This is a genomic window from Streptomyces sp. CA-288835, from assembly GCF_050936385.1.
Classification (GTDB): domain Bacteria; phylum Actinomycetota; class Actinomycetes; order Streptomycetales; family Streptomycetaceae; genus Streptomyces.
In genome coordinates this window covers 4,744,525-4,762,952 of the sequence record NZ_JBNJMW010000001.1, presented here as the reverse complement: position 1 = coordinate 4,762,952, position 18,428 = coordinate 4,744,525, and the positions used below count along the sequence as shown (strand labels likewise).

The following is an 18,428-nucleotide window of genomic DNA, read 5'->3' as shown; positions in this document are numbered from 1 at the left end:
CAGGCGTGACGTACCGTGACCGGGGTGATCGACCCGCACCCCCCGGCCCCGTCCGGTGCGCCGCCCCTGGACGGCGATCCGGGCGGCCGACCGGGCCTGCCGGTCAAAGCAGCCACAGGCCGCGCCCTAGTGCTAGCAGGCGTCTTCGTCTGCGCAGCCTGCGGACTCGTCTACGAACTGGAACTCGTAGCTCTCGCCTCGTACTTGATAGGCGACTCCGTCACCCAGGCCTCCGTCGTGCTCTCGGTCATGGTCTTCGCGATGGGCATCGGCTCACTCGTGGCCAAACGCCTGCGCCACCACGCCGCCGCCGGCTTCGGCGCGATCGAGGCGCTGCTCGCGCTGGTCGGCGGCTGCAGCGCGATGGCCCTGTACGCCGCCTTCGCCTGGACCGGCCACTGGGGCGGAGCCTGGGAGGGCGGCTCCCGCCATCTGCTCGTCGTCTTCTCACTGGTGATCGGACTGCTCATCGGCGCCGAAGTGCCGTTGCTGATGGAGCTGATCCAGCGGATCAGACGGCAGGACGCGGGCCGCGCCGTCGCGGACCTGTTCGCCGCGGACTACGTGGGCGCGCTGGTCGGCGGACTCGCCTTCCCCTTCCTCCTCCTGCCCCTCCTCGGCCAGTTGACCGGCGCCCTGATCACCGGAGCCGTCAACGCGATCGCGGGCGGGGCACTCGTACTCGGCCTGTTCCGGCGGGACTTGACCCGCCGCGGACGCCAACTGCTCGTCGTCGCCAACCTTCTCGTCCTCGGGCTGCTCGGCTCCGCCGCCGTCCACGTCGACGACTTCGAACGGGCCGCGCGGCAGGCGGTGTACGGGCACGACGTACGGGTGGCGCTGCAGACGGATGTACAGGAGATCGTCCTCGCGGGCGGCTCCGGCGGGCGTCCGCTCAGCCTGTTCCTCGACGGGCGGCTACGGGTCAGCGGGCGCGACGAACGGCGCTATCACGAGTCGTTGGTGCACCCGGCGATGGAAAACGGCCCGCACGCGCGCGTGCTCATCCTCGGCGGCGGCGACGGGCTCGCCGTACGCGAAGTGCTGCGGCACCCGGGCGTACGACGGGTCGATGTGGCCGAACTCGATGCCGGTGTCGTGCGGTTGGCGCGCACCGACCCGGCGCTGACCGCGCTGAACAAGGACGCGTTCGGGGATCCGCGGGTGCGCGTCCAGCGCGCGGACGCGTTCGTGTGGCTGAGGGAGACCCCGGACACGTACGACGTGGTGATCTCGGATCTGCCGGATCCCGGGATCACGGCCAGTACGAAGCTGTACTCGCAGGAGTTCTACGGGCTCGCGCGGCGGGTTCTCGCCGAGCGCGGGCGGCTCGTCGTGCACGCGGGTCCGGTGGAGTCCCGGCCGCGGGTGTTCTGGACGGTGGACGCGACGCTGCGGGCGGCGGGGCTGCGGACCGTGCCGTACCGGGTGGGCGGCCGCGACTCGGGCTTCGCGGCCGGGCCCGACCGTACGAGCGGCCCGGCGGGGGCGCCGCGCGACTGGGGGTTCGTCCTCGCGTCCCGTACGGCACCGGTGCTGTCCCTGCCCGGGGCGGCGCGGGCGGCGGAACGTACCCGGGTGCCGGGCCTGCCCGCGTCGACGCTGGTGCATCCGCGGTACGCGGGCTGAACCGAATGCGCTGATACATGGGTGCGGAACGGGCCACGCTGGGTAGGCTCGGCCGACATGGAGCATGAGGTGTTCGTTCCGGTTCCCGTCGAACGTCTCCGGGAAGCGCTCGCCGATCCCGCGCGGGTGGCCCGGGCGGTGCCCGGGCTCCAGCAGGACGCGGGAACGGAGCCTGTCTCCGGACGCCTGAAGGTACGCGTCGGCAGCCACAGCATCACCTACCGCGGAACGGTCCGGATCGCCGGCCAGGACGACGGTTCGTACGCCATCGAAGGCGACGCCACCGAAGCCCGCGGGAGCGGTTCGGTGAAGCTCGCGCTCACGCTGTCGCTCCGCTCGGCTGAAGGGGGCTCGGTGCTGGCCTTTGGGGGGACGGCTTCGGGGGACGGGCGGGTTACTGAGCTGGCGTCGGATGCGGTGGCTTCGGCGGGGGCGCGGTTGCTGAATCGGTTCGGGGAGAATTTGGCGGGGGGCTCGGAGGGCTCCGGGGGTTCGGCGGGGGCTGTTGGGGAGGCCAAGGGGCCTGGTGAGGCGGCGGCTTCTGCCGAGCCGGAGGCTTCTGGTGAAGCCAAGGCTTCTGGTGAGACTGAGGGCACCGGTGCGGGGGAGGCGTCCGCTGCGGCGGAGGGTGCTGGCGAGACTAAGGGTGCTGGGGAAACCGAGTCAGCCACTGAGGCAGAGAGCGCTGGTGACACCGAGGGTGCTGCCGAGCCGGAGGCTGCTGGTGAGCCGGAGGCCGCCTCCGACTCAGCCGCGCAGGACGCGGCCGCCGAGCCGAGCCCCGGTTCCGACTCGGGGATCGCGCCACCCGAAGGGGCCCGGGACGGGGAGGCCTTGGCTGCCGAGGAACCCTCCGTCTACGAGACGGAGGTTCCGCCGCCCTCGCTCGTTCCGTTCGCCGAGGACGACTTCGAGGGTGGGTTCGAGGACGAAGACGAGGATGGGGAGCCTCCGGCTGAGGCCGCGCATGCTCGGCGGACGATGATCGGGCGTAGCGCGGAGGAGGTTGATCACGCGCCGCCGCGTGGGCGGTATGCGCCGGTGCCGGCGCCGGAGGCTGTGTCCGGTAGCGCGGCGCTGCGCTGGGCCGCGCCGGCCGCCGCGCTTGTGGTGGCCTCGGCCATCGTGTTGGGGCGCGTGCTGCGGCGGCGTCGCTAGCCGGGTCGCGGGGCGCGCGGGTTTCTTTCCCCAGCCCCGCCCCTTCCCGAAACTGGGGCTACGCCCCAGACCCCCGCCAGGGGGAGGGTGTGACAGTTGTGTCGCGGCTGCGGGTGCGTTGTGGCTGGGCGCGCAGTTCCCCGCGCCCCTAAAGGGGCGCCCCTCACGCGCCGGACTTGCCGGACCCCCGCTCCCCCTCCAGCGGCGGAGCCGTCACATTCCCATGTGTCCGGCACTCTGGCCGTCGGCAATCCGGCGCCGGTTGCCGCACCGCCGTGAAGGCGACAATCCCGCCCACCAGCACGACCGCGGCGCACAACGGCATCGCCCGCGTGAACGCATCGTCGAATGCGGCAGGCGAGCGATACGCCTCCGCCCCCATCCCCGCGGCCAGCGGCAACGCGGCGACCGCTATCAGGCCCGCCGCGCGGGCCGCCGCGTTGTTGATGCCGCTGGCCAGGCCCGCGCGGGAGGCGTCAACCGAGGCCAGTACGGTCGCCGTCAGTGGTGCGACCAGGGTGACCATGCCGAGGCCCAGCACCAGCAGCGCGGGCAGGACGTCCATGACGTACGACGCGTCCGTGCCCACCCGCAGCATCAGCAGCATCCCCGCCGCGCACAGCAGCGGGCCCACCGTGAGCGGAATGCGCGGGCCGATGCGACGGCCCAGGTCCCCGGCGCGGGCCGACAGGAGCAGCATCAGGACGGTGATGGGCAGCAGTGCCGTACCGGCGCCGAGCGCCGAGTAGCCGGAGACGACCTGCAACTGGAGCGCGGCGAGGAAGAAGAAACCGCCGAAGGCCGCGTACACACACAGGGTCACCAGATTGACCGCCGTGAACTGGCGGGACGCGAAGATGTCGAGCGGCATCATCGGATCGTCCCGCTTCCGCTCGACGTACACGAAGGCGATACCCGCCACGACCCCCGCGGCAGCCGTCCCGGTGACGATCAGCGTGCCGCTGGTGGCCTCGATCAGGGCGTACGTCACCAGGGCGAGGGCGAGCGCGCCGAGGGCCGCGCCGAGTACGTCGAATCCGCGCGCGTGCTTCCGCCCGTCCTTCGACTCCGGTACGTGGCGCAGGGCGATCGGCGCGCACAGCAGCGCGAGCGGGACGTTGAGCAGGAACACCCAGCGCCAGCCGGGGCCGTCCACCAGCCAGCCGCCCACGAAGGGGCCGACCGCGGCGCCGACGCCGCCGAACCCGGACCACAGCCCCACGGCCTTGCCCCGGTCGTCGGGGTGGAAGGAGGCCTGGATGAGGGAGAGCGAGCCGGGGGTGAGCAGCGCGCCGCCGATGCCCTGAAGGGCGCGGGCCGCGACGAGCGCGGGGGCGTTCGGCGCGATGCCGCACAGCAGCGACGCCACCGCGAACCAGATCACGCCGATGACGAAGATCTTCCGGCGCCCGAAGCGGTCGCCGAGGGCGCCGCCGAGGAGGATCAGGCCCGCGAGGGTGACCGTGTACGCGTTGACGGTCCACTGGAGGGCGGCGAGATCGGCGTCGAGGTCGCGGCCGATGCGCGGCAGCGCGACGTTCACGACCGTCGAGTCCAGCAACGCCATGCTCGAACCGAGCACCGTGGTCAGCAGGATCCATCTCCCCGCGGGGGTGCCGATCCTGACGCCTGTGTCCTGCTGGTTCTCCTCGGGAGGGGCAGCCATACCCGGAGCATACGGAACGGTCCGGCACCCCACAGGGTCCCGGACCGTCCGAAAGTACGCCCTACTTGATCAACGGGCGCCTTACTTGGTGACGCGCGCCTTACTTGATCTTCGTGCCGGTCGACCGGAGGTTCTGGCAGGCCTCCACCACACGCGCGGCCATCGACGCCTCGGCGGCCTTGCCCCACGTCCGCGGGTCGTACAGCTTCTTGGAGCCGACCTCGCCGTCGACCTTCAGGACGCCGTCGTAGTTCCGGAACATGTGGTCGGCGACGGGGCGCGTGAAGGCGTACTGCGTGTCCGTGTCGATGTTCATCTTGACCACGCCGTTCTCCAGCGCGGTCGCGATCTCCTGCTCCGTGGAACCGGAACCGCCGTGGAAGACGAAGTCGAACGGGGAGGCCTTGCCGTACTTGGCGCCGACGCCCTCGTTCAGCTCCTTGAGCAGCTCGGGGCGCAGGACGACGTTGCCCGGCTTGTACACGCCGTGCACATTGCCGAACGACGCCGCCAGCAGATAACGGCCCTTCTCGCCCAGGCCCAGTGCCTCGGCCGTACGGATCGCGTCGTCGACCGTCGTGTACAGGGAGTCGTTGATCTCGTGCGAGACGCCGTCCTCCTCGCCGCCCGTCGGGGTGATCTCCACCTCGAGGATGATCTTCGCGGCGCGGGCGCGCTCCAGGAGCTCCTGGCCGATCGAGAGGTTGTCGGCGAGGGTCTCCGCGGAGCCGTCCCACATGTGGGACTGGAACAGCGGGTTCTCGCCGCGCGCCACGCGCTCCTCGGAGACGGCCAGCAGCGGGCGTACGTACCCGTCGAGCTTGTCCTTGGGGCAGTGGTCCGTGTGCAGGGCGACCGTGATGTCGTACTTCTTGGCGACGATGTGCGCGAACTCGGCCAGCGCGACCGCGCCGGTGACCATGTCCTTGCTGTGCTGGCCGCCCAGGAACTCCGCACCACCGGTGGACATCTGGATGATGCCGTCGCTCTCGGCCTCCGCGAAGCCGCGGAGCGCAGCGTGCAGGGTCTGCGACGAGGTCACGTTGATGGCCGGGTAGGCGAACTTGCCTGCCTTCGCCCGGTCGAGCATCTCGTTGTAGACCTCGGGGGTTGCGATGGGCATGGTCCGCTCCTTGTATGTGCGGGTGGAGTTCTGCTTTACAGCCCTGACCTAGGGGGCGACGTCATCGTCGGCCCCATCTTTCCAGAATTGGCCGGATGATCCAGCCACGCGGCCCGGGCCTGTGGACAACTCCCGTCCGGGGCCTCGGGTCACCTGTGGACAACTCCCTGTGGACACCGCTCAGTCCAGGCCCAGCTCGTCCTTCGAGTACGCGAAGAGATACGGCACCCCGGCGCCTTCCTGGATCTTCTCGGCGGCTCCCGTGGCCCGGTCGACGATCGTCGCGACGGCGACGACCTCGGCCCCGGCCTCCCGTACCGCCTCGACGGCGGTCAGCGGGGAGCCGCCGGTGGTGGAGGTGTCCTCGACGACCAGCACCCGGCGGCCCTTGATGTCCGGCCCTTCGACGCGGCGTTGCAGGCCGTGCGCCTTGGCGGCCTTGCGGACGACGAACGCGTCGAGCCGCCGCCCGCGCGCGGCGGCGGCGTGCAGCATCGACGCGGCCACCGGGTCGGCGCCCATGGTGAGCCCGCCCACGGCGTCGTACTCGAGCCCGTCGGTCAGGTCGAGCAGCACCTGGCCGACGAGCGGGGCGGCCTCGCCGTCGAGGGTGACGCGGCGCAGGTCCACGTAGTAGTCGGCCTCAAGACCCGAGGAGAGGGTCACCTTGCCGTGCACCACGGCCTTGTCCTTGATCTGCTGCAGCAGCGTGCCGCGTACGTCCGTCATGCCCGCCAGCTTAGAGCCGCCCGCCACCGGGTCCAGATGCCCTGGCTCAGAGCCGCCGCCAGGACCACGTGGTCGTGGCTTCCAGGGGCTCGATCGGGGTCACCAGGCGGGGGAGGGTGTTGAGCCCGTTGGGCGGACCGGTCTGCGGCTCCACGCACACGGCCGCCTCCTGCTCGTCGTACACGACGACCCACTCCTCGCGGCTGGCCACCTTCAGCTCCAGCTGCCCCGGCCAGGTCAGGGTGACGTCGACGCCTCCGGGCATCCCGAAGCAGTCGTCCCAGGGCCCTGGTTTCGGGTCGAGCCGCCGCCCGGTGGGCAGATGGTCGTCGCCGCGCTCCTCCTGCCAGGCGGCCGAGAAGTCGATGCGCACGTCGTCACCGCCGAGGTTCCGGTTGAACCACGGGTGCCAGCCGATCTGCGCCGGAAAGGAGTCGTCGTACGTCTCCACGGACATGGTCAGCGTCAGCGCGTCCTCGGCCAGCGAGAAAACCTGCGTGACGCGGCCCGCGTACGGCCAGGGTTCGACGAGGTCGTACGTGATGACGGCTTCGGTCGCGCTCGTACGAGCCGTCCGCCAGGCCGCGTCGCGGGTGGTCCCGTGGATGGCGTGCGGCGGGGAGTTGAGCGGCAGTTGGTGCACGGTGGCCCCGTTCAGGAACCGCCCGTCCCTCAGACGCCCACACCAAGGCACCATCGGAAAGCTCCCGAACTTCCCACCCTGCCGCAGCAGTTCAACCCCACCAACCCGCAGCCCACCGACCCGCCCACCGTTCCCCGGCCGCACGGCCACCTCCGCGTCACCCGCGGTCAGCGTGATGTCTTCGTTATGCACGGCATGACCCTACTGGTCGGACGATCGGCGAGCGGTGGCGCCCCGTAAGGGGCGCACGTGTATCAATGTGCGGCTCCGCAGCGCCCCTTTAGGGGCGCGGGGAACTGCGCGACCAGCCACAACGGACCCGCGGCCGAGACGCAACCTGTCGCCCCACCCCCTTATGGGGGGCCTGGGGGCGCAGCCCCCAGTTTCGGGAAGGGGCGGGGCTGGGGAAAGAAGCCCCCCCGCGACACCCACCCCGACGCCGGGCAACTGTTACCGCTTGAGCGCCGCGTAGGCTTCGGCGCTGCTGTCCTGCAAAAACTGCCAGCACCGTTCCGCCTCGTCCTTCTCGCCGACCGAGTCGGCCGCGCGAGCAAGCGCCGCAAGGCACCGCAGGAAGCCACGATTGGCGCGGTGGTCCCAGGGAATGGGCCCATGCCCCTTCCACCCGGACCGCCGCAGCTGGTCGAGCCCCCGGTGATAGCCGGTACGTGCATACGCGTACGACTCCACCACACGCCCCGCCTCAAAGGCGTCATCGGCAAGCATGGCCCAGGCCAGCGAGAACGTAGGGTGCTTCGCCGCGACCTCGGCTGGCGCGAGGGACTCCTCGCCCAGCATGCGGTACGCGTCTTCGTTCTCCGGCAGGTGCGTCGGGTCAGGGCCGCCGAGCAGGTTCTTGTGAGTCGTCATGCATGCAGTCTGCCACTTTGCGGTCAGGCGTTCGGGCACTCGACGGTCCGCCAGATGGCGAGGGCCCGGAGCCGGCGATCGGGGCCTTCTTCGGTGGCTGCGGCGGTTTCGTGGGCCACGGGTGCGGCCGTTTCCGGGAAGCGAGATCCTCCGCCCAGCCGACCGTCACGATCGCCGCGGCGAGCAGCGGCCAGACCAGCAGGAACAGCAACCAGTCCGAACCCAGCGGCAGATACTGCTCCAGGAACGGCACTTGCCACATCCGGTCGGTCAGCGCCACGGCGAGGATCAGCGCGACTTCGTGCCACAGGTAGATCGTGACGGCACGGGCGTTGAAAAGCCGGACAAATGCATCGAGCCACGGCCACCGGGGCAGCGAACGCGGCCGGAACCGCATGAGAAGCAGCACAAACCCCAGCGACCACAGTGCCTGCCCGAGCGGGATCGAGCCCAGGTCGTAGCCCGCGTCCGTGGGATGCGTAAACGTGAACCAGCCGCCCGCCGCCAGCAACAGCACCGAGACGGCACAGACGGTACGGGCCCGCAGCGCGTCCAACGAACCGTCCTGGTGGGCGAAGCCGAGCAGCCAGCACGCACCGAAGACCCCGAAGTCGGTGAGGGCCGAACCGACCAGGACCGGCAAATCCACCAGCTCGTACTGGCTGACCGCGGCCAGCGCCAGAAAGCCCCCGAGGAGCGGAAGCGGGGCGCGCCGCCAGGCCCACAGCAGGGCGGGGGAGAGCAGCACGAACCACAGGTAGGCCCGTACGTACCAGAGCGTCCCGGTCAGCTGCTCGCCCCACTCGCTGCCCGGCGGATCGCCCAGCGGCACCACCCACAGCAGCAGCCGCGGCAGTTCTACGGGACTCCAGCCGCGCGCCAGCATCCAGCAGACCGCGACGGCGGCGAACACCCAGAACGGGATGAGCAGCCGCCGCATCCTGCCGCGGATCACGGACAGCGCAGGCCTGCTGAGCGAGCGCGCCATCAACGAGCCGGCCAGCGCGAACATCACCCCGAGCGAGGGGAAGAGAAGCGTCAGCCAGGCCCAGCCGAAGGTGTGGTACGTGACGACGCGGACCAAGGCGAGGGTGCGCAGCAGATCGAGGTAGCGGTCGCGTCCGGCGGGGCGGGCCGGGGGCGTGGACGGTGCCGCGCCCGCGGTCCTCTGCTCCGGGATGCTGCCGACCGAGGCCGCCGAGCCGAGCGGGGTCGCCGAGCCGAGCGAAGTCGTCGACGCCGACTTCGGCCCGTCTCCCTTCGCCATGACGCGCGCGCCCACCTCCCCCGTCCTGCGCAGCTTCTGCCACCGCAGCCGCCCGCCGCTGATCGCCGTGAGACAGGCCTGGATCAGCACCAGATACATCAACTGCCGGTAGACCAGCTGCTGGAAGGGCAGCGCCCACAACTCCCGCAGCCGTTCGCCATCGAGCCGGAAGGCGTACGCGGCGCAGGCCGCCTGGATGCCGAGTACCGCGCACCAGGCCAGGGCCGTACGCCCTGGGTCCATGAAGACGAAGCCGTAGATGGCGAACAGGTCGATGAGTGGGGCGAGCAGCGGGGTCAGCACCATGAAGACGGTGACCAGCGGTAGCCCGACCCGGCCGAAACGCCCGGAGTGCCCGCTGTCGCGCAGTGCGCCGCGGTGCTTCCACATCGCCTGCATGGTGCCGTACGACCACCGGTAGCGCTGGCGCCACAGCTCGCCGAGCGAACCCGGGGCCTCGGTGTGGGCGAGGGCCTTCTCCTCGTACACCACCTGCCAGCCCGCCCGGTGCAGGGCCATGGTGATGTCGGTGTCCTCGGCGAGCGTGTCGTCGCTCATCCGCCCGGCCTCCTCGAGCGCGACGCGGCGGAACCCGCCGATGGCGCCGGGGATGGTGGGCATGCAGCGCAGCAGGTCGTACATGCGGCGGTCGAGGTTGAAGCCCATCACGTACTCGATGTGCTGCCAGCGGCCGATCATGGTGGTGCGGTTGCCGACCTTGGCGTTGCCCGCGACCGCGCCGACGGCGGGGTCGGCGAAAGGCTGCACCAGCTGCCGTACGGTGTCCGGCTCGAAGACCGTGTCGCCGTCCATCATCACGATCAGGTCGTGACGGGCGTGCGCGATCCCGGTGTTGAGGGCGGCGGACTTGCCGCTGTTGCGCTGGGTGAGGACCGTGACGTTCGGCAGGTCGAGCGCGGCGGCGATCTCGGGGGTGCCGTCGGTCGAACCGTCGTCGACCACGATGATCTCGATGGGATGGTCGCTCTCGGCGAGCGAGCGCAGGGTGTCGGCGATGCACTCGCTCTCGTTGTACGCGGGGATGATCACGCTCACCGGTTCGGTGACCGGTTCGCCGTCTCCCCAGGTGAAGTCCGGTGCGCGGCGGGCGCGGGCATGGCGGCGGGCGAGGACGAGCATCGCCAGGAACCGGCCCAGCACCAGCACACCGACGACGGCGAGCAGACCGGCGAGCACGGGCAGCGCCCACTCGGAGAGGACCACCGCGGCCACGAAGACCCGGCCCCGCCACAGCTCGGTGTCGGACACGGGCTGGTTCAGCGGGCCGGACCCGGCGGCGTCGGCGACGGTGGTGAACCGGTAGCCGCGCGCCTTGAGTTGAGGGATCAACCGGTCCAGGGCCTCGACGGTCTGGGAGCGGTCGCCGCCGGAGTCGTGCAGCAGGACAATCGCCCCGTCGTCGCCCTCGGGCACGGCCGCGTCGACGATCTTCTGGACACCCGGCCGCTTCCAGTCCTCGGTGTCCCGGTCGATGAACGCGACGAGATAGCCCTGCTCGCCGAGCCGCTCGACCACCGGCCAGGACGCGTTGTCGAGGGCATCGGGCTTCGAGGAGTACGGCGGCCGGAACAGCGAACTGTGAATCCCGGCCGCCCCCGCCAACGCGAGCTGCGCCTGCGCGTTCTCGCGGTCGATGCCCGCCGCGTCCTTGTACGCGAGGTCGGGGTGCCCGAAGGTGTGCAGCCCGATCTCGTGCCCGCCCTCGACCATGTCCTCGACGAGGCCCGGGTGCCGTGACGTCTGGGTGCCTGTGACGAAGAAAGAGCCCGGGACCTGGTGCTTGCGCAGCACATCGAGGACCTTCGGCGTCCAGGTCGGGTCCGGGCCGTCGTCGAAGGTCAGCACGATGGTGCGGTCGGGCGTGGGGTGCGCGCGGGGCTCATCGCCGGTGGCGTCGACGATGGGGCCGCCGTTGAGGACGTTCCGCGGTACGTCACCGTCCGCGACCAGCGGGTGGGTGCGGTGGTCGGCCGCGTAGTCCCCTCGTACGTAACCGCCGAGCATGAGCACGCAGACCAGCGCCAGCAGGACGAGGGACGGGACGACGATGTGCGGACGGGGCCGCCGCCGGGATGTCGGGGAGGCCGGAGAGGACGGCGAGGCCGGGGACGTCCCGGAGGTCCGGGGGGTCCGGGAGGTCCCTGGTGGTGTCGAACGCGATGGTGTCGCAGGTGGTGCTGTCGACGTCGACCGGCGCCCGGCGAGGGGACGCGTCACCCAAGGACCCCGCCCAGGAGACCGCCCACTGTGTCGGTGACCGGGTCCACTACGTCGTCGACCACGTCACCGAGACCGCCGCCGCTGCCGGAGCCGCCTCCTCCGGTGCTGCCGCCGCCCGTGCCGCCGGAGTCGGAGGGGGAGGACGGTTCGGGGGTCGGGTCGGTGGGGGTGGGGTCGTTCGGGGTGGGGTCCGTGGGGTCTGCCGGGTCTTCGCCCGGGTCGTTCTCGTCCGGGGCGTCCGGGTTCTCGTTGTCGGCCGGCGGCCCGGCGGCGGGCGGTGTCGTGGGCGTCGTCGGGCGGTCGGGAGCGGGCCGGTCCTGGGCGGGGTCGCTGCCGCCGGCCGGCTCGTCCGCGGCTCCCTCGAAGGGCGGCGTCGGGCTCGGCCGGCCGGTCGAGGGGTCCACCGCCTCGGACCGTGCTGAATCGTTACGCCCATCCCTGCTGGACTCCGACGCGTCCCGGTCCCGCCCGTCGGCGGCACCGATGGACGCCTCGCGGTCCGGGTCGCGTAGCGGCATCAGCGTCTCGGGTGCGAAGGGTGCGGCCCCGGCGAGGCTCAGCCCGAGCGTCAGGCAGTAGGCGACGCAGATGCCCCCCATCCCCCACCCGACACGGCGCACCCAGCGGGGCCGACGCCCACTGGAGTCGACGAACACCGGGTCGCTCTCGGATGCGGATGCGGATGCGGACCGGGCCGTGCCACTGTCCGCGGCTGTGGTCTCGGCCGCGGTCCGGGCTATGCCGCTGCCGTCGGTCTCGGTCGTGCTCTCGGTCGTGCTCTCGTTCCCGGCGCCTTCACATGCGCCTGAGGCAGAGTTCGTCACGGTTCCCCCCATGTCGAACATTCAACTTCCAAATGCCCAACCTAGAAGCCGAAATGAACGTCCGCAGGTGAGCTGGGAGTCAACACACACTCCTCACAAGCTGTGTGTTCGCTGTACCGGCGATGTTCCCGGAGGAGCAGGTGCCCGGTCCGGTGTGACCAGGTCGCCCTTGCGATCCGGGGAAACGACTGCGCAAGATGCGGAGTGGGGACCGGGGCCCCCGTGTCGAAAACGGCAGGGGCGGACCGCTACCCGGAGTACACAACAGGAGACAGCGATGTCCCACGAGGCTGCAGAGCCCGAGACCCCGCATCTCGACTTCCACGGCACGACCCCGTACGAGGACTACGTACAGGCGGATGTGCTCACCCACCTCCAGCACACCCTCTCCGACGATCCCGGAGAGATGGTCTTCCTGGTCACGACCCAGGTGATGGAGCTGTGGTTCACGGTCATCGTCCACGAGTGGGAGACCGCGACGAAGGCGCTGCGCGAGGACGACGTGCCGGTCGCGGTGGCGGCGCTGAAGCGGTCCGTACGGGAACTGGAGGCGCTGAACGCCTCCTGGAAGCCCCTCGGCCAGCTGACCCCGGCCCAGTTCAACTCGTACCGCAACGCCCTCGGGGAAGGCTCCGGCTTCCAGTCCGCGATGTACCGGCGGATGGAGTTCCTGCTCGGCGAGAAGTCCTCGTCCATGCTCGTACCGCACCGGGGCGCGCCCCGCGTGCACGCCGAGCTGGAGAAGGCGCTGCATGAACCGAGCCTGTACGACGAGGTGTTGAGGCTCCTGGCCCGGCGCGGGTACGCGATTCCCGCCGCCGTGCTCGAACGCGACGTCTCGCTCAGGTACGAGCCGTCGCCCGAGGTCGAGCAGGTGTGGGCGTCCCTGTACGCGGGCGACGACACCTCCGAACTGGCCCGTCTCGGCGAGGCGTTGACCGACGTCGCCGAGCTGGTGTGGCGATGGCGGAACGATCACCTGGTAGCGACCCGGCGCGCGATGGGCGCGAAGGCCGGGACCGGCGGTTCGGCAGGCGTGGCCTGGCTGGAGAAGCGGGCGCGGAAGAACGTGTTCCCCGAGCTGTGGACGGCGCGGTCCTATGTCTGAACTGACCATGAGAGCCGAGGAGTTGGACGCGGCCGACGAACTGGCCAAGCTGCGCTCGCAGTTCGTACTCGACGACGTTGTGTACCTGGACGGGAACTCGCTCGGCGCGCTGCCGACGGCCGTGCCCGGCCGCGTCGAGGACGTCGTACGGCGCCAGTGGGGCGAGCTGCGCATCCGCTCCTGGGACGAAAGCGGCTGGTGGACGGCACCCGAACGGATCGGCGACCGCATCGCTCCGCTGGTAGGCGCGGCGGCCGGCCAGATCGTGGTGGGCGACTCGACAAGTGTCAACGTCTTCAAGGCGGTTGTCGGGGCGGTACGGCTGGCAGGGGACGGCCGGGACGAGATCGTGGTGGATGCGACAACCTTCCCCACGGATGGTTACATCGCCGAGTCGGCGGCCCGTATGACCGGCTGTACGGTGCGTGCGGTGGCCCCCGGCGACGTACGGCCGGCCCTCGGCCCGCGTACCGCGGCGGTGCTGCTGAACCACGTCGACTACCGCACGGGCCGCCTGCACGACCTGCCTTCTTTGACGGCGGCCGTGCATGAGGCGGGCGCGGTCGCCGTCTGGGACCTGTGCCACAGCGCGGGCGCCCTGCCGGTGGGCCTAGACGAGCACGGCGTGGACCTGGCGGTCGGCTGCACATACAAGTACCTGAACGGCGGCCCGGGTTCACCGGCCTTCCTGTACGTACGCCAAGACCTCCAGGACCGCTTCGACTCCCCGCTGCCCGGCTGGAACTCCCACGCGGACCCCTTCGGCATGCGGCCTTCGTACGAGCCCGCGCGGGGCGCACCACGCGGCCGCGTCGGCACCCCCGACATCCTCTCCATGCTGGCCCTGGAGGCGGCGCTGGAGGTATGGGAAGGGGTGTCGATCGAAACGGTCCGCACCAAGTCCCTCGCCCTCACGGACTTCTTCCTGGAGTGCGTAGCGGCGTACGTCCCCGAAGGCCGCGTGGAGTCGGTGACGCCGACGCCCCACGCGGACCGGGGAAGCCAGGTCGCACTGCGCTGCGACGACGCACGCGAGGTGATGCGCCGCCTGATCGCCCAGGGCGTGGTCGGCGACTTCCGCGAACCGGACATCCTGCGCTTCGGCTTCACGCCGTTGTATGTGGGGTTCGGGGATGTGGAGCGGGCGGCGCGGGTGTTGGCGGGGGTCGTGGGCTGAGGTGGTTCGTGGCCGGGGCGGCGGGGCTGTGTCTGCGTGCGACTCCGCCGACCGGGCCGCACACGCGGCACACGGCGGCTGCCCACAGGTAGGCAGTTCTACGAGTGTTACAGATCTCCCAGACGTGTAACACCCGCAGCCGACACCCCCACGCCGCGGACGTCCACCCTCGCCCAACCGGCTCACCAGCCCAGCTGTGCGATCTCCTCTGCCACCACCGCGCACGCGTCCGCAGCCGGATCGATCAGCGGGAAGTGCCCCACGTCATCGAGGAGCGTGAACCCCACCACCTCGCCCGCCTTCGCCGCGGCGTCCGCGTACGACTCGGCGACGGCCTGGGGTACGACGACATCCGTGCGGCCCTGGACCAGGGTCGTGGCGATTCCGGTGGGCAGGAGGAGAGCGGGATCGGCGTACGGCTGCCGCTCGGCGAACTGCCCCTCTCCGCCCAGGAGTTGAACAGCCGCGCCAGCGCATACGTCCAGCTTCTCGGCGACGGCGAAGTCCGCGATCGGAGCCAGCGCGACGACACCGCGCAGCGGCGCGGGCCGATCCGTACGCCAGGGTGCGTCCTCCGGCAGCAGATGCCGGGCGGCGGCCCACAGGGCGAGTTGCCCGCCCGCCGAGTGGCCGGTGATCACCGTGCGGCGCGCATCTGCCTGCGGCAGGGCATCCCGTACGAGACGGGGGAGCGCGTCGAGTGCCGCCGCGATGTCGTCGAAGGTGTCCGGATAACGCCCTGCGACGGAACCGTCATGGCCCTCGCCCTCCCCCGACTCGCTACCGCCACGCCGGTACTCGACGTTGGCCACCGCGAATCCGCGCCGGGCCAGGAAGTCCGCGAACGGCGTGATGTGCCGACGGTCGTACGCCGCCCGCCAGGCGCCCCCGTGCAGAACGATGACGAACGGGGCCGACTCCTCACCCCCGCGCGGCGCGTAGAAGTCGATCACCTGGTCGGGATGGTCGCCGTACGCGGCGGTGGTGTCGGGATCGACAGGCGGATGCGAGAAGGCCGACTGCTCCTCGGCTGCGGCGCGGGCAGCGACGGCGGCGTCCGGTTCCGCGGCTACGCGGGCTGCGTCGTCATCCGGCATGCTCCAACCTCTCAACGCTGTTCGAACGTTGGCCGGACGGTACCAGCCCTGTGACGTGGGCCGACATGGGGCTGTCCCGCTGTGGCGGGCGGCGGCGAACGGTGACCGGTGAGTCCAGATATGAGCACAGCAGCCACTCCGGTCCGGCCGCCCGGTAATACCCCTAATACCTGAGAGCTACGTCCCAGGTGAGCTCCCTGGCGGGACGCCGACCACGAGGACGCGTCCGTAACTTCCTTTCCAGTTAGGCCCGATGAGCGGGTCGGTGAGCTGGGACTGGGGGGCACGGGCGTCATGGGGGTGCGGGGGAGGCTGAGGCTGCCGGAGCCTGGAGTGAGGCCAGAGCCTGGAGCGAGGTCGGATTCGGCGGCGGGGGCGGAGGAGGCGGCTGGGTCGACTCGTTCGACTCGTTCGACTCGTTCGGCTACGTCGGCTGGTGCGGATGCTGGTTCAGCTCGGGCGCGGCGGTCGGGGCGGCCCCGGCGGCGTGGCCGGCTGGCGCGCGGTCTGCTCGCTGTTCTGGTTACGGCCGCAGTGGTCGTTCCGATCTCCGCCGTTGCCGCGCACCCGGGGATACCGGCCCCCGCACCGGCCCGCCTCACGGCGGTGACGCCGGCCAACCTGGACGAGGCGTACGCCGCGAACCGCGCGAACGCCGCCGAGGCGGCACGCATGGCCGCCGAGCACGGCGACCGCGGCCGCGCGGCAGCGGTCCGCTCCATGGCGGCCCCAGACCGGAACTTCCTCTCCTTCGACGCCCGCGGCTCCGGCCGCGCCATCGAGGTCTTCGGCGACCTGGCGAAGGCCGAGCGCGTGGCCGTACTCGTCCCCGGTTCCGACACGAACCTGGACACGTACAAGCGCTTCCGCGCGGGTGCCGACGCCTTGCACAAACGGCTCGGCATACGTGGCGCGGTTGTCGCCTGGCTTGGCTATGAGACGCCCGGAACCATAAGTCCCGAGGTCCTCACCACGGGGCGTGCGAAGGACGCGGCGCCTGAACTGCGGGAATTCATACGGGAGTTGGAGGCTCTGAATCCGCAGGCCCGGGTCTCGCTCCTGTGTCACTCATACGGAAGCGTTGTGTGCGCGGAGGCGGCCGAGAGCGCCTTCCGGGCCGCGGGTTCCGCCCAGTTCGCCGGGCCCGGCGAAACCGCCCGTGCGTCGCGTGCCGCCGTTGCCTCGCGCGCCGCGAGCGGTCAGGGCGCTGAGATCGGCGAGGGCGACCTCGATGTCTCCGACATCGCGCTCTTCGGCAGCCCCGGAACCGGCGCCGACTCCGTCGCAGGACTGCACACGAACGCCCGCGTTTGGGCCGGCCGAGGCGCCGACGACTGGATCGCGGACGTCCCGCACGTCAAGGCCGACCTGTTCGGCACCACGGTCGGTTTCGGCACCGACCCCGTGTCGTCGGACTTCGGCGCGCGCGTTTTCGCGGCGGGCGACGGCGGCCACAGCGACTACCTCAAGCCGGGCTCGGTGTCCCTGGACAACCTCGCCCGGATCGTCCTTGGCGAGACTTCGGAGGTGACCCATGCGTGAGCTGAAGTTGAGGGGGAGGGTGGGGGAGGGGGAGGGCCCCCCGAAGGACTCCACGCGAAGCGCCGCCCAGCCCGGCACCGCGCCCAGCACCACCCCACCACCCCCGCTCCCCCGAACAGGCCTCCCCCAAGAAGGCCTCCTCCGGAAACGCCTCCCCCAAGAAGCCCTCCACCGCCTCCACCGCGCCGCCCACCAGATCGACACCGCCACCCCACCCCACCGCGACCGCTCCCTCGACGCCCTGCGCGCCTTCGCGATACTCGGCATAGTGCTCGGCCACTGGCTGGTCACGGCACTGGTCGCGGACGGCGGCGCACTGCGTACGTCGAGCCCGCTGGCGTACATGCCATGGCTGGCCCCGGTCTCCTGGGTCTTCCAGACACTCGCGGTGTTCTTCCTGGTGGGCGGTCATGTGGCGACCAGGAGTTACGAGTCGGCGCGGGCCCGTGGCATCACGTACGGGAGGTGGCTGCGTACGCGGCTGTCGCGCCTCTTCGGGCCGGTGGCCGCCGTACTGGGCCTGTGGACGGTGGCCGCGGTCTGCCTGCTGGTGACGGGGACGGGCGTGCCGACGGCGCATGCGTTGCTGAAGCTCGTCCTGTCGCCCCTGTGGTTCCTGCTGGTCTTCGCCGCGCTGACGGCGCTGACCCCACTCGTTGCCCGGATCAACCCGCTGTGGCCGCTGGCCGTCGTTCTCCATGTGGACCTCATACGGTTCGGTTTCGGCGGTCCGGCCTGGCTGGGCTGGATCAATGTGGCGGCGGGCTGGCTGGTCCCGTACACGCTGGGGGCGGCCTGGATGCGGGGTGAGCTGACCCGGCGTTCCGGGTGGGTGCTGCTGATCGGCGGCGCGGCGACGACCGCGGGGCTCGTCGCGTGGGCCGGCTACCCGGCGTCGATGGTCGGCGTCCCCGGCTCCACGGTCTCCAACCTCAACCCGCCGACCATGGCCGCCGTCACCTTCGGTCTGGCCCAGTGCGGTCTGGCCTTGCTGCTCCGGGAACCGTTGCGCCGGGCGATGCGGCGGCCCGTGGCGTGGGCGGCGGTGGCGTTCGTCAACCTCTCCGCGATGACGATCTTCCTCTGGCACCAGACGGCGCTGATGTCGGTCACCGCGACGGGCCTGTTCGCGGGCCGTCTCCCGGGACTGCACACGACCCCGGACAATCTCGCGTGGGTCCTGGCCCGCCTCGCCTGGCTCCCGGTCTTCGTCCTCGCCCTCATGGTGTGCTGGGCCGCCTTTCGCTCCTACGAGCAGGGGCGCCGCCGTCGCGGTGGGCGCCTGTCGCGCGTGGTCCACGTACACCGTGGCAGGGCGGGGGCCAAGGGAGTTCGCCGTGCATAGGGTTGTGCG

13 protein-coding genes and 2 pseudogenes are annotated in these 18,428 nt (G+C 71.2%); 6 read left to right on the top strand and 9 right to left on the bottom strand.

Features of this window, described 5'->3' with window-relative positions; all coding sequences use genetic code 11:
• The first annotated feature begins 24 nt into the window (after positions 1 to 24).
• Both ACQEVY_RS21340 and ACQEVY_RS21335 read left to right on the top strand, forming a co-directional pair.
• A complete protein-coding gene (locus ACQEVY_RS21340; RefSeq protein ID WP_432950842.1) occupies positions 25 to 1,629 on the top strand; it encodes a polyamine aminopropyltransferase in 1,605 nt (534 codons plus the stop codon).
• A gap of 57 nt (positions 1,630 to 1,686) precedes the next feature.
• Positions 1,687 to 2,787 (top strand): SRPBCC domain-containing protein, encoded by a 1,101-nt coding sequence (locus ACQEVY_RS21335; RefSeq protein WP_432950840.1) that lies wholly within the window; start codon positions 1,687 to 1,689, stop codon positions 2,785 to 2,787.
• 163 nt (positions 2,788 to 2,950) lie between these two features.
• Here ACQEVY_RS21335 and ACQEVY_RS21330 read toward each other — a convergent pair whose 3' ends face one another.
• From ACQEVY_RS21330 to ACQEVY_RS21295, 8 genes and pseudogenes are all read right to left on the bottom strand, one after another.
• Positions 2,951 to 4,453, bottom strand: coding sequence for an MFS transporter (locus ACQEVY_RS21330; protein WP_432950838.1), 1,503 nt, complete (start codon positions 4,451 to 4,453; stop codon positions 2,951 to 2,953).
• A gap of 100 nt (positions 4,454 to 4,553) precedes the next feature.
• Complete coding sequence (gene fbaA, locus ACQEVY_RS21325; protein ID WP_432950836.1) at positions 4,554 to 5,576, bottom strand: class II fructose-bisphosphate aldolase; 1,023 nt, start codon at positions 5,574 to 5,576, stop codon at positions 4,554 to 4,556.
• A 180-nt stretch (positions 5,577 to 5,756) separates the two neighbouring features.
• Positions 5,757 to 6,305, bottom strand: coding sequence for an orotate phosphoribosyltransferase (gene pyrE, locus ACQEVY_RS21320; RefSeq protein WP_432950834.1), 549 nt, complete (start codon positions 6,303 to 6,305; stop codon positions 5,757 to 5,759).
• Between the two features lie 46 nt (positions 6,306 to 6,351).
• Positions 6,352 to 7,140 carry an aldose 1-epimerase gene (locus ACQEVY_RS21315; protein ID WP_432950832.1) on the bottom strand — a complete coding sequence of 263 codons (789 nt, stop codon included), beginning with the start codon at positions 7,138 to 7,140 and terminating at the stop codon, positions 6,352 to 6,354.
• A 258-nt stretch (positions 7,141 to 7,398) separates the two neighbouring features.
• Complete coding sequence (locus ACQEVY_RS21310; protein WP_165341494.1) at positions 7,399 to 7,818, bottom strand: DUF3151 domain-containing protein; 420 nt, start codon at positions 7,816 to 7,818, stop codon at positions 7,399 to 7,401.
• Positions 7,784 to 8,872: pseudogene (locus ACQEVY_RS21305) on the bottom strand (acyltransferase family protein); the annotation flags it as partial. The pseudogene ACQEVY_RS21305 and the gene ACQEVY_RS21310, both read right to left, overlap by 35 nt.
• 222 nt (positions 8,873 to 9,094) lie before the next feature.
• Positions 9,095 to 11,110, bottom strand: a pseudogene (locus tag ACQEVY_RS21300) (glycosyltransferase); the annotation flags it as partial.
• Between the two features lie 209 nt (positions 11,111 to 11,319).
• Complete coding sequence (locus ACQEVY_RS21295; RefSeq protein ID WP_432950830.1) at positions 11,320 to 12,150, bottom strand: hypothetical protein; 831 nt, start codon at positions 12,148 to 12,150, stop codon at positions 11,320 to 11,322.
• A 277-nt stretch (positions 12,151 to 12,427) separates the two neighbouring features.
• Between ACQEVY_RS21295 and ACQEVY_RS21290 the strand changes: the two genes are divergently transcribed.
• Both ACQEVY_RS21290 and kynU read left to right on the top strand, forming a co-directional pair.
• Positions 12,428 to 13,258, top strand: coding sequence for a tryptophan 2,3-dioxygenase family protein (locus tag ACQEVY_RS21290; protein ID WP_352372249.1), 831 nt, complete (start codon positions 12,428 to 12,430; stop codon positions 13,256 to 13,258).
• Positions 13,251 to 14,435 carry a kynureninase gene (gene kynU / locus ACQEVY_RS21285; RefSeq protein ID WP_432950827.1) on the top strand — a complete coding sequence of 395 codons (1,185 nt, stop codon included), beginning with the start codon at positions 13,251 to 13,253 and terminating at the stop codon, positions 14,433 to 14,435. Before ACQEVY_RS21290 ends, kynU begins: the two co-directional genes overlap by 8 nt.
• A gap of 182 nt (positions 14,436 to 14,617) precedes the next feature.
• Here kynU and ACQEVY_RS21280 read toward each other — a convergent pair whose 3' ends face one another.
• Entirely contained in the window at positions 14,618 to 15,532 is a 915-nt protein-coding gene (locus tag ACQEVY_RS21280) for an alpha/beta hydrolase (RefSeq protein ID WP_432950825.1), read from the bottom strand.
• 495 nt (positions 15,533 to 16,027) lie between these two features.
• Between ACQEVY_RS21280 and ACQEVY_RS21275 the strand changes: the two genes are divergently transcribed.
• Both ACQEVY_RS21275 and ACQEVY_RS21270 read left to right on the top strand, forming a co-directional pair.
• Positions 16,028 to 17,074 carry an alpha/beta hydrolase gene (locus tag ACQEVY_RS21275; RefSeq protein ID WP_432955327.1) on the top strand — a complete coding sequence of 349 codons (1,047 nt, stop codon included), beginning with the start codon at positions 16,028 to 16,030 and terminating at the stop codon, positions 17,072 to 17,074.
• The gene (locus ACQEVY_RS21270) at positions 17,067 to 18,419 is read left to right on the top strand and encodes an acyltransferase family protein (protein ID WP_432950823.1); all 1,353 of its coding nucleotides are present in this window, start codon (positions 17,067 to 17,069) and stop codon (positions 18,417 to 18,419) included. The genes ACQEVY_RS21275 and ACQEVY_RS21270 overlap by 8 nt, the downstream gene beginning before the upstream one ends.
• Positions 18,420 to 18,428 lie beyond the last annotated feature (9 nt).

Excerpts from the sequence above, each read along its gene's own strand:
- ACQEVY_RS21270 (WP_432950823.1), top strand. The coding sequence starts at position 17,067 with ATGCGTGAGCTGAAGTTGAGGGGGAGGGTGGGGGAGGGGGAGGGCCCC.
- ACQEVY_RS21335 (WP_432950840.1), top strand. The coding sequence starts at position 1,687 with ATGGAGCATGAGGTGTTCGTTCCGGTTCCCGTCGAACGTCTCCGGGAA.
- ACQEVY_RS21310 (WP_165341494.1), bottom strand. The coding sequence starts at position 7,818 with ATGACGACTCACAAGAACCTGCTCGGCGGCCCTGACCCGACGCACCTG.
- pyrE (WP_432950834.1), bottom strand. The coding sequence starts at position 6,305 with ATGACGGACGTACGCGGCACGCTGCTGCAGCAGATCAAGGACAAGGCC.
- ACQEVY_RS21330 (WP_432950838.1), bottom strand. The coding sequence starts at position 4,453 with ATGGCTGCCCCTCCCGAGGAGAACCAGCAGGACACAGGCGTCAGGATC.
- ACQEVY_RS21290 (WP_352372249.1), top strand. The coding sequence starts at position 12,428 with ATGTCCCACGAGGCTGCAGAGCCCGAGACCCCGCATCTCGACTTCCAC.
- ACQEVY_RS21280 (WP_432950825.1), bottom strand. The coding sequence starts at position 15,532 with ATGCCGGATGACGACGCAGCCCGCGTAGCCGCGGAACCGGACGCCGCC.
- kynU (WP_432950827.1), top strand. The coding sequence starts at position 13,251 with ATGTCTGAACTGACCATGAGAGCCGAGGAGTTGGACGCGGCCGACGAA.
- fbaA (WP_432950836.1), bottom strand. The coding sequence starts at position 5,576 with ATGCCCATCGCAACCCCCGAGGTCTACAACGAGATGCTCGACCGGGCG.